Here is a 9568-nt window from a genome sequence, read left to right on the forward strand (position 1 = left end):
TCCATGTTTTTCCATTATACTATAAAACATAAAAAATGAATATACTTATCTGGAAAATATCTGAGTACATATTTCATTCATAATTCATCGTTATAATAACTGCGGTGATATAAATGAATTGGTTAAGAAATTTTATGTATGGCAGATATGGCGTCGATCAGTTTGGTAATTTTTTATTTGTAACTTATATTGTTTTACTGATTATTTCTTTATTTATTCCTATCGTTTCAATCTTATGCTATGCTATTATCATTTACACTTTGTTTAGAATGTTTTCTAAACAGGGATATAAACGTCGTATGGAAAATGAATGGTTCCTGGCAAAAACAGCAGGTATCAGAAAGTTCTTTAATAGACAGAAAAACAAATGGAAATATCGTAAAACACATAAATATTTAAAATGTCCTCATTGTCATCAATATTTAAGAGTTCCTAAAGGAAAAGGTAACATTACAATTACCTGTCCAACATGCCATCAACAATTTGATAAACGCACATAAAAATGATATTCATCTCTTGATGTCTATCATTTTTTGTTTATCTTTTCATTTAAATGGCATATAAATAATCTGTCTGTAAATTTTCAAAAGCATATTTTTGACATCCTAAAGCTGCTTCTATCGCATATCCTTGGTGCTAGAATTCTTCTTTCAACAAATAACCCACTTCCAATATTCTGTATTCTTATAAGGTTGCATTGTCAGACCAGCCTAGCCAATCATTTCATTTGTCTCTTTTAAAATTATTGCCCATAATCCAAAACACAAGCATAATTTAATCTCCTTGATACATTTTTATTTAATCTCAAAATCTTCACTACGATAATGCGTCCAATCTACTTTATTGATATGATCTTGAACTTTTTTTATTTTATCAAAATGATTTTGGTGACATATCAAATAGAAAGTTAATGTCGCTGATGGATCCACAATAGGAACATAAACTCTGTCTTCATAAAGATGAAATCTCGGTATTGTCAGGCTCGTTCTAAAAGTGAGCAAAGAAGATTGCCTTTGAAGAATCTGATACAATTCCAAATCATCCTGTACAATAAAATGTGAATCAGGCATGCTTTCCTTGCAGACTTCATGCCAATATCCTGTATTATTATATTCTAAAAAGTTCTCTCCATTTAATTCATCAAAAGTCATTTCTTTTTTAGAGGATAATGGTTGATTGGATGTTGTTGAAATATTTAAAACTTCCTGGCATATTTGAAAACAAACAACATCTTCTTTATGTATAGGATAATCTAAAATAATAGCTGAGTAATAATGATCATGAAAACCTTGAATCAATTCTTCAGCATCTGCTTTAATCTCATATCCAAAAGACATATCAGGATATTGACGTTTCATCGTATATCGCAAAGCCCATAATGGTGCTGGAGCACAGGAACCAATAAACATATTCATATTGCGATTATATTGATTTTTGACTTTCTCTTGTAGTTGATCAACATGCTTGAGTATATCTTTCCCTTCTTCAACAACTGTTTGTCCATATTCATTGAGAATGAGGCGATTATTGATACGATCAAATAATTCCATACCAAGCTCTTTTTCTAAGGTTTTTAAAGAACGTGTTAAGCCTGATTGTGATATATATAACTCTTGCGATGCTTTAAGCATTGTGCCACATTCAGCGATTTTTATAACATACTGCAATTGTCTTAATTCCATATAGCCCCCTTATGTTTTATAATCATATTATACTATGATTTAAAGTCATACATCTATGATTTTTAACAATTATTTTTTTATAGAAGGCTTTGATAAAATAACATTGTCAAAAGGAGGAAGAACAAATGGAAAATGTAGAAAACAAAGTGATTATTATTACAGGAGCCACTTCTGGTATTGGTGCAGCAACAGCTAAAGTTTTGGCCAAACATGGTGCCAAAGTCGTATTAAGTGGCAGAAGAGAAGATCGTTTAGAAAAACTGGCAGATGAATTAGGTGAAAATGCTATTTACTTAAAATCAGACGTGACAAATGTAGAAGATATGAAAGCCATTGTGAAATTAGCAAAAGAAAAATTTGGAAAAGTCGATGTCTTATTTGCGAATGCAGGAATTATGCCCACAGGAAATATGTCTGAATTAGATATCAAAGGATGGATGGATATGGTTGATATCAATATTAAAGGTGTCCTCAATTCAATGTATGCAGTCATTCCTGAATTCTACAAACAAAATTCAGGTCATATTATTATTACATCATCACGTGCCGGAACAACATTGGTTCCAGGGAATGCTGTTTATTGTGGAACAAAGCATTTTGTGAAAGTCATGTTGCAGTCTTTTAACAGTGAAACAAATCAAGAAGGTAAAAATATTCGTACAACAACGATTTACCCAGGAGCCATCAAAACAGAATTGTTGAATCATGTTGTAGAAAATGATCATAAAAAGATGGTCGAAGGTTTTTATGAACAATTTGGATTACAACCTGAAACAATTGCAAATGCTGTGCTATATGCGATTTCACAGCCAGATGGTGTTGATGTTTCTGATTTGGTTGTTCGTCCTACATTTGAAGGATAGATATATAAAAACACACCTTAGAGTGTGTTTTCTTTTTTTCTTATTATCCAATTCTCCTGTCTTGACTTTCTTTGTGCATAATAGCCACAGGGCATATCTTTTAAAACAGCAATAGATGGATCTAATTCGTATACAAATTGAAGAGAAACCAATCTTGCCTCACTACTGGTATGTTGTTGCCCACATAGAAATTGCCACATACCATCATCTTCATCATGGGAAACATATAAAATAGGATCATTTTGATCAAGAATATGACAACAGATAAGCGTTGCTGTATTGGGTGCATCTTCAAAAGGAAATAACATTATGAGTTTCCTTCTTTCATCTTTTCCCAAGCTTCCTTTGTCATATAATTTGTATGACCAATTCTCACTTCCTTCAACAAAGGTACTGGTACTTTGTCACAGCTATGATGATAAATAAATCCCAGTTTTTCTTGAACTCTTTGAGATTTGACATTTCCATCATAGTATCCACACCAGATTGTCTTCATATCTAAATCTTCAAAGGCGTGTCGAATCAGTTCAGCAGCAGCTTCTGGCATATAACCTCTTCCCCAATATGGCTGACCCAACCAGTAACCAAGTTCACATTCATCATCGCGTTCAGTCATATCTGTATGCCCATGAAGTTTCAGTTCTACAGCTCCAATAGCTTGATGACTGTCCTTTTCACAGATTGCATAACATTCAGCTCCATTAAAGACATGTCGAATAACATCCAGGCTTTCCTCCACACTTTGATGCGGTGGCCATCCTGCAATCGGTCCAACATCAGAATCTTTTGCATATGTAAAAAGACTTTCAGCATCAGTTTCTTCCCATGGTCTAAGGATTAATCTTTTGGTTGTTAATATCATAAATGCTTCTCCTTTATCCAATTATCTTTAAATAAAAAGGAGTTTCAAACTCCTTAATCATCATGTTCTGACATCTTTAACTCCTTCTAAAGGATTAATTTGCTGATCTGATCTAGCCGGATTCGCAAATTTACTATATTGTTTCAAGAAAACCAGACGTATATCCGCCAAGGCACCATTACGATGTTTTGCGATAATAATATCTGTAGCCCCTTGTGTTTCTGCTTCTTTTTTAGGATCCTGATAATCTTCACGATGAATAAATGAAACAATATCAGCATCCTGTTCAATGGCTCCTGATTCTCTTAAATCTGATAAAACAGGTCGCTTATTATCACGCTTTTCAACAGAACGTGATAACTGACTTAAAGCTAAAACGGGAACTTCCAATTCTCTGGCAATCATTTTTAACTGTCTAGAAATATCAGATACTTCCTGCTGTCTAGATTCACGGCTATTCGCCGGTCCTGAAATCAACTGCAAATAGTCAATCACAATCATTTTTAAGCCTTGTTCTCGTTTCAAACGACGACATTTCGCCGCAATTTCTCCAACACGAATCCCTGGTGTATCATCAATATAAAGATTACATTTAGAAACTTTGTCGGCTGCCGCATAATATCTTTCGCTACTTTCTTTTAAAATAGAACCCGAACGTAAAGACTCAGCTTTTAAACTACCAGCCGAACAGATAATACGTTGAATCAGCTGTTCAGCAGGCATTTCCAGTGAAAAGATAGCAACGGCTTCATCAGACTTATAGGAAACATTATAAGCCACATTCAATGCAAAAGCTGTTTTCCCTACTGATGGACGTGCAGCTAAAATAATCAAATCACCTTTTTGAAAACCAGATGTTAATTTATCTAAGTCATAGTAACCCGTTTTAACACCAGATATCTTGCCATCTGCTTTTTGTAACATAACTAAACGATCAGTCACTTTTTGAATAACAGATTTGACATCCTGAAATTCTCCAGCATTACGATCTCTTGTGACATTTAAAAAATCTTTTTCTACATTTCCAATAAAATCATTAATATTCCCGATATCACCATAAGCTTTATCAATAATTTCTGTTGATTCTTTAATTAATCTTCTTAATAATGACTTTTCATTTAAAGACTTTAAGTAAAATTCACTATGAGCAGTTGTTGGTACAGATTCACTTAATTCTAATAAATACTCAACCCCACCCACTTTATCCAATAATTTTTTATCTACCAGATATGATGTAACAGTCGTCACATCGACAGGGCTATTTTGATTATAAATTGTTTGCATAGCCTCAAAAAGGATACGATGGCTATCCAAATAAAAATCATCTTTTGTTGCCAAAGGTAAAATATTTTGGCATGCAGCACCTGATATAAGCATTGACCCTAACAACGATCTTTCTGCATCTAAATCATGAGGATATTCTCTAGCCATCCTTTCTCACTCCTTATTTTTCTGACAAATGAACTTTTATTGTCGCAATAACACCCTTATATAATTCAATCTTCATGTTTGTATAACCTAATGCTTGAATAGGTCTTGCATTAATAAATTTTCTCTTATCAACTTTAATATCATATGTTTTCGCAAGCTCTTCAACAATATTCTTTGTTGAAACACTTCCAAATGTTTTTCCATCCTTACCAGATGAAAGTTTAAATTCCAAAGTTAAACTTTCAATTTTTTCTTTTAAAGCTTCTGCTTCTTTCTTATTTTCTAAATCTTGTAATCTTTCCTGTTCCTTTGTTTCAGCAACCATCTTTTTACCGTGTTCTGTTGCCAAAATAGCTAAATTATTTTTAATTAAATAATTTTGACCATATCCATCAGCAACCTTTACAATATCATTTTTCTTTCCTAATTTTTTTACATCCTGTAATAAAATGACTTTCATCCTATTCACCTCTATCATCTAAATATTCTTGAATTTTTTCTTCCAATAGAAGACGTACATCTTCTATCGACTTATTTTCAAATTGAGCAGCAGCCATACTAAAATGTCCACCACCATCTAATGATTCCATAATCAATTGAACATTGATATCTTTTGTACTTCTCGCACTCACAGCAACCACTGTCTTAGAAACTCTTCCAATGGAAAAACTTGCCTTAACCCCACTAATTTCAAGCAAAGCGTTACTGGACTTAGCTAATAAACTGCGTGTATATTCCTCATTCTCATGTCCACAGGCAATCAAGATAGAAGGCTTATACTGATAAGCAGTCTGAGTAATAGAAAGGCGTTGTAAAGTTTCCTCATATGAATCTTTAATAAACTCATACGCCATTGTGACATTCGCTTGCATTTCCTTTAAATGTGCAGCTGACTGGAAAGTACGTACACCAACACGCTGCTTGAAATTATTAGTATCAACCAGCATACCAGCATACATTATTGTAGCATCCAGCTCATTGATTTTCAAATCAACATTTTGATATTCACAAAGCTCAATAACCAGTTCGACTGTACTTGAAGCTCCTGGCTCCATATATGTTAAAACTGGTGCTTCGATAAACTCTTCACCTCGACGGTGATGATCAATCACAACTTTATTTTTAACACGCTCTAAAAGTCCTTTAGATAAAGCCAAACTTGATTTATGATTATCTACAACTATTAATAAAGTATTCTTATCAATATGTTCCATAGCCTCACTGGCAGATAGCAGTAAACCTTTATATCTGGAATCTGCTTTAACTAAGACAGCAACTTCTTTTGTTTTCTTCTCAATAGAATCAAAATCAATAATCACATTGACCTTTTTTCCATAAGCTTTGGCAATCTTGGCAATACCTAAAGAAGCTCCAAACGAGTCCAAATCTGAATTCTTATGCCCCATCACTAAAATACGACTTGCATTTCTCATAAGGCCAGCCAATGATTGAGCAATAACCCTTGCTCGGACTTTACTGCTCTTTTCGAAAGTATCACTATTTCCGCCAAAGAATCGAACCTTATCATCTCCAGATTTCACTGCTACCTGATCTCCACCACGGGAATATGTTAAATTCAATGCTGCAGAGGCCATTTCATCAAGTTCTCTTAAAACACGAGAGCCTTTTCCAATCCCAATACTTAGTGTCATGACTTCATCTAATTCCTTAGACATTTCTTTAAATGTATCCAAAATCGCAAACTTATTTTCAACCTGTTTACGATAAATTCTTTCATTAAAGAAAGCCAAATATCCACCAGATTTAAAACGTCTAATAATAATTCCATTAGAATAAGCCCAATCCACAATAACCTGTCTTGAGCGTGATTGAATCAATGCCATCTTTGGTTCATCAGCATTTTCCAATGTTTCTTCATAATTATCAATGGTAATATAAGCCATACATACCTGCTGATCTAAATAATCCTGTTGTAATGACAATAACTGTGTCACATCTTTTAAATAAATCAGTTTTGTTTCCTGACTGTTATAAGCTTCAAACTTCTTCCCTTTAATATCAATAACCTTAATATCTTCATCATCAAAAAGCGTTGCCAAATGAGGTTGCCATTCCAATAATTTAACCCCTACAATATTAATATTCATTTCTTTAAACAAATCACTTGTCCATACAATGTTTCTATTTTCATCGTACTGAATTAAAGCAATACCACCAAAAATAAAAGCATTTTTTGCATCTCTATTCAAGACTTCTTCAACACTTAATTGATTGTTTTCTAAGACATATGATAAATAGATAAAAACAAAAACAATAATAATATTTTTAATCAGGGCATAAACACTAAAAGTTAACAATATAGGAGCATTCAATAAAAGATATAAACCAAATAATAGTCCACATTCTCCAATCAATAAAATCGCTACAAGATTTCTTATTTGAAGTATTCTTCTAATCATTATTTTCCCTCCTTATTGTTCATTATGTTTATTATACAATATATTTCCTCTTAAATCACTAAATATATCTATGATTCCTATGACAACATATAGACTATTGACTACAGGAATCATCAATCCTAAAAAAGCTAAAAGTATAAAGAATGATTTATTTTTCATAATAGCCAACCATGACAAAAAAGCTAAACCTTCTAACGCTAAAGCAATAAGTGCCATATAAAATAAATATGTGATCAAAATCATATCTAAATGCATAACATCCTTAACCAGATATCCTATGAGGACTATAATGATAAGGACAAAACCTATAGGACGACTGATATGCATCTGTGAAATATGGAAAGAGTTAGGAAATGGTATTTGAAGACGTGGTAATGTCAGTTGACATAACAAAATAATGACATACATTTCCATGGCTGATACCAGCATTAAGACTAATGGTGCCAATGATAAAAAGGCTGATAAAGATATATTTTGACTTAAAGATGGCATTATTTGATTAATGGATACATAGAGTCCTTTCATTTCGCCAATCAAATCCATATTCAACAAACCAGAAAAGACTTCATATAATAATATATTATTCAAAAAAGTGACAGCTAAAGTTCCTAATAAAAGTGTTGTCCTAGGAGCCTGACGTTTTAAAGCTTCAGCTAGAAACACACCTGCCAAACATGATGAAAACGATGAAATCGCAAAAAAAGGCAATCCTGTTATAATGATGACAATCATGGCAACAAAGCTTACAAGCAAATTATCCTGCCAACGATAAGTATAACCAAACCAGACGAGTGGAATCACCATCGCATAACAAATAAAAATATCAAACAAGCTACCTGTATAGGTATTAAAAACAGATAAAGCGCCAAAGATTGCTGCAATCATGGCACCCTGTACCAATTTTTTTGTTTTGAGGTTTCCCATATGATAATCCTTTCTTATTTCAAGTATAGCTATTATAGCATAAATCATGCTTATTGTACAAAACAGGATGATTTAAAAAAAGAACAACTTTTTAAAAGTTATTCTATAAAATACCTTCATGTTGTAAAGCTTTTAAGATGCCATCACGATCAATAGAATCCGTTACATAAGTCGCCTTTTGTTTTAAAACATCTACTGCATTTCCCATTGCAATACAATGTCCTGCTTCTCTAAACATAGCCTGATCATTATATCCATCTCCAAAAGCATAGGAATGATCTTGAGGAATTTGAAAATGTTCTAATAAATAAGCAATGGCATGACCTTTATCAAAATCTACTGTTGAACAATCTGCTGAACCAGTTCCACCATGATCATTGATAACCAGTTCATCCTGAAAGGCCTCTATCATTTCATCACGTTGTTGGAGTGTATGATAAAATAAATCGAAAGTATAAAAAGGTCTTTCTACATTATCTTCAATTTGTACACACTGTGGTCCATACTCATTTTGTATAGAATGAATCTGCTGTTGATCCAATAAATAAGGAACAGCCACCTGATCAGATACGAACATTGCGCCAGCATGTAATGATTGGATTTTCTTTTGATAATAAGCCAGTTCCTGCTTTGAAAAAACTTTACCATATAACTTTTGAGCATGATATAAAATATATCGACCATTACATGTAACAAATCCACTCACAAGATTTCCAAAAAGATGCTGAGCATAAAAAGGTGCTCTTCCCGTACAAATAAAAGTCAAATAACCTTTTTCCTGAAGTTTCATTAAAACATCTTTATTACTTTGTGGAATCACACCATGCAAAGCTAAAGTTCCATCAATATCAAAGAAAAATATTTTTTTCATCACCATCACCTACTTTTTTCTAAATATCTCTTCACAAATGATTGTGCCAATGATCCTTGTTTAATGACATCTAACACATTTTCAACAGGAATCCATTTTGCTTTATCAACTTCACTCGTCAAAGAAAAATCTTCAGAATCCACAACAACTGCATAATTATGCATCAATGTATTTGTTTTTTGAAAATATTCATTATCATTATAAACATAATGCATCACTTTTAAATGAACTTCTTCCTCAATTTCTCTGATTAAAGTTTGTTTAGCATTTTCACCCTGATTAATATACCCTGCTACTAAAATATAATCCTGGTTCCCATATTGTTGTATCAATAAGATTTTATCCTGTGTTGGATTAAAAATAATAGCAGAAATAGCGCTATTAAACATAGGAAATTTAAATGTCTGACAATGTTCACAATAAGGCGTTTCTCCATCAATACCACAAACTTTTTGAATTAATGGATGTCCACATTCATCACAATATTTCATGTTCACAACCCCTTTATTAACTTT

At 32.7% G+C, this 9568-nt stretch carries 11 protein-coding genes; 2 read left to right on the top strand and 9 right to left on the bottom strand.

Annotation, left to right across the window (positions count from 1 at the left end):
- Positions 1–113: 113 nt before the first annotated feature.
- Entirely contained in the window at positions 114–500 is a 387-nt protein-coding gene (locus ACZYT4_RS06970; protein WP_463783958.1) for a hypothetical protein, read from the top strand.
- A gap of 294 nt (positions 501–794) precedes the next feature.
- Here the strand turns inward: ACZYT4_RS06970 and ACZYT4_RS06975 are convergent, their stop codons facing one another.
- Entirely contained in the window at positions 795–1682 is an 888-nt protein-coding gene (locus tag ACZYT4_RS06975) for a LysR family transcriptional regulator (RefSeq protein WP_463783961.1), read from the bottom strand.
- A gap of 125 nt (positions 1683–1807) precedes the next feature.
- On the opposite strand from ACZYT4_RS06975, the gene ACZYT4_RS06980 reads away from it, so the two are divergent.
- Entirely contained in the window at positions 1808–2545 is a 738-nt protein-coding gene (locus ACZYT4_RS06980) for an SDR family oxidoreductase (protein ID WP_463783964.1), read from the top strand.
- Between the two features lie 17 nt (positions 2546–2562).
- On the opposite strand, the gene ACZYT4_RS06985 is transcribed toward ACZYT4_RS06980, so the two are convergent.
- The 8 genes from ACZYT4_RS06985 to ACZYT4_RS07020 all read right to left on the bottom strand — a co-directional run.
- Entirely contained in the window at positions 2563–2853 is a 291-nt protein-coding gene (locus ACZYT4_RS06985; RefSeq protein WP_463783967.1) for a hypothetical protein, read from the bottom strand.
- Positions 2853–3407 (bottom strand): GNAT family N-acetyltransferase, encoded by a 555-nt coding sequence (locus ACZYT4_RS06990; RefSeq protein ID WP_463783969.1) that lies wholly within the window; start codon positions 3405–3407, stop codon positions 2853–2855. Before ACZYT4_RS06990 ends, ACZYT4_RS06985 begins: the two co-directional genes overlap by 1 nt.
- Before the next feature lie 60 nt (positions 3408–3467).
- On the bottom strand, positions 3468–4838 hold the full coding sequence (gene dnaB, locus ACZYT4_RS06995) for a replicative DNA helicase (protein WP_463783971.1): 1371 nt from the start codon (positions 4836–4838) through the stop codon (positions 3468–3470).
- Positions 4839–4851: 13 nt separating this feature from the next.
- Complete coding sequence (gene rplI / locus ACZYT4_RS07000; protein WP_463783973.1) at positions 4852–5298, bottom strand: 50S ribosomal protein L9; 447 nt, start codon at positions 5296–5298, stop codon at positions 4852–4854.
- Between the two features lies 1 nt (position 5299).
- Positions 5300–7258: a GGDEF domain-containing protein gene (locus ACZYT4_RS07005; RefSeq protein ID WP_463783976.1), complete on the bottom strand. Its 1959-nt coding sequence runs from the start codon at positions 7256–7258 to the stop codon at positions 5300–5302.
- Positions 7259–7270: 12 nt separating this feature from the next.
- On the bottom strand, positions 7271–8182 hold the full coding sequence (locus tag ACZYT4_RS07010) for a DUF2232 domain-containing protein (RefSeq protein WP_463783978.1): 912 nt from the start codon (positions 8180–8182) through the stop codon (positions 7271–7273).
- A gap of 103 nt (positions 8183–8285) precedes the next feature.
- On the bottom strand, positions 8286–9053 hold the full coding sequence (locus ACZYT4_RS07015; RefSeq protein ID WP_463783980.1) for an HAD family hydrolase: 768 nt from the start codon (positions 9051–9053) through the stop codon (positions 8286–8288).
- A 5-nt stretch (positions 9054–9058) separates the two neighbouring features.
- The coding region (locus ACZYT4_RS07020) for an NUDIX domain-containing protein (protein ID WP_463783982.1) at positions 9059–9568 on the bottom strand (510 nt) is incomplete at its 5' end.

This window comes from Massilimicrobiota sp. mt181 (assembly GCF_055420065.1).